The organism is Burkholderia sp. COPS (genome assembly GCF_019425585.1).
Classification (GTDB): Bacteria; Pseudomonadota; Gammaproteobacteria; order Burkholderiales; family Burkholderiaceae; genus Burkholderia; species Burkholderia cepacia.
The window spans coordinates 4007-5679 of sequence record NZ_WIXR01000096.1 but is presented as its reverse complement, the minus strand read 5'-3'; the positions used below and the strand labels follow the sequence as shown (position 1 = coordinate 5679).

Annotated in this window: 1 protein-coding gene and 2 pseudogenes; all 3 read right to left on the bottom strand. The window is 61.6% G+C overall.

Features of this window, described 5'->3' with window-relative positions; translation table 11 throughout:
• A pseudogene (locus FOZ70_RS37665) lies at positions 1-552 on the bottom strand (NADH-quinone oxidoreductase subunit F); the annotation flags it as partial.
• Positions 549-1034, bottom strand: coding sequence for an NADH-quinone oxidoreductase subunit NuoE (nuoE, locus tag FOZ70_RS37660; protein WP_006756903.1), 486 nt, complete (start codon positions 1032-1034; stop codon positions 549-551). The gene nuoE and the pseudogene FOZ70_RS37665, both read right to left, overlap by 4 nt.
• Positions 1035-1219: 185 nt before the next feature.
• Positions 1220-1673, bottom strand: a pseudogene (locus tag FOZ70_RS38465) (NADH-quinone oxidoreductase subunit D); the annotation flags it as partial.

Here is a 1673-nt window from a genome sequence, read left to right as displayed (position 1 = left end):
CAGCGCCGTTTCCTCGCCGCAGATGTACGCGCCGTAACCGTGGTGCGCGTGCAGCTGGAACGAGAATTCCGAGCCCATGATGTTGTCGCCGAGGAAGCCCGCTGCGCGCGCTTCATCGAGCGCGGCCTCGAAGCGTCGATACACTTCGAAGATCTCGCCGTGGATGTAGTTGTAGCCGACCGTGATGCCCATCGCGTACGCGCCGATGGCCATGCCTTCGATCAGCGCGTGCGGGTTCCAGCGCAGGATGTCGCGATCCTTGAACGTGCCCGGCTCGCCTTCGTCCGAGTTGCAGACGAGGTACTTCTGCCCCGGGAACTGACGCGGCATGAAGCTCCACTTCAGGCCGGTCGGAAAACCCGCACCGCCGCGGCCGCGCAGGCCCGACGCCTTGACGTCGGCGATCACCTGCTCGGGCGGAATCTTTTCTTCGAGAATGCGGCGCAGCTGCTTGTAGCCGCCGCGCGCGACGTAATCTTCGAGATGCCAGTTCTCGCCGTTCAGACCAGCGAGGATCAGCGGTTTGATGTGACGGTCGTGGAGGGACGTCATTTCGAGAGCTCCTCAAGCAGCTGGTCGATCTTCTCGCGGCTCATGAAGCTGCACATTCTGTGATTGTTCACCAGCAGCACCGGCGCATCGCCGCACGAGCCCATGCATTCGCCTTCCTTCAGCGTGAACTTGCCGTCAGGCGTGGTCTCGCCGAAGCCGATGCCCAGCTTCTGTTTCAGGTAGTCGGCAGTCGCTTCCGCGCCGCCGTGCGGGCCAAGCTGGCACGGCAGGTTCGTACAGAGCGTGATCTTGTGCTTGCCGACCGGGTTGAGCTCGTACATCGTGTAGAACGTCGCGACTTCCTGCACGGCAACGGCCGGCATGCCGAGATAGTCCGCGACGAACTGCATCAGTTCGGGCGACAGCCAGCCGTGCTCTTCCTGAGCAACGGCCAACGCCGACATCACGGCGGACTGTTTCTGATCGGCGGGATACTTCGTCAACGCTCGATCGATTTCCTTCAGGCCTTCAGCTGAGATCATTTTCAGACACGACTCTTTCAATTCCTACCGAACGAACAACCTGCCGCACACTGGGGTGCATGGACGGCAGACCTGGCGCTCACTCTGTTGACAGCTTGCGAAGCCGCGCCGGTTCAGCGCATGCAGCATGTGACTTCGCGTGTGACTTACCGCTCGCCGCCCGCGACAAACGGGCGGCGCAACCATTAGCGATCGATTTCGCCGAACACGATGTCCTGCGTACCGATGATCGTGACGGCGTCGGCGATCATGTGACCGCGCGCCATTTCGTCGAGCGACGCCAGGTGCGCGAAACCCGGTGCGCGAATCTTGAGGCGATACGGCTTGTTGGCACCGTCCGACACGAGGTAGATGCCGAACTCGCCCTTCGGATGCTCGACCGCCGCGTACGCTTCGCCTTCCGGCACATGGAAACCTTCGGTGAAGAGCTTGAAGTGGTGAATCAAGTCTTCCATGTTGGTCTTCATGCCGACGCGCGACGGCGGTGCGACCTTGTGATTGTCGGTCATCACCGGGCCCGGATTCTTGCGGAGCCACTCAATACACTGTTTCGCGATGCGGATCGACTGGCGCATTTCTTCGACGCGAACCAGGTAGCGGTCGTAGCAATCGCCGTTCACGCCGACCGGCACGTCGAAA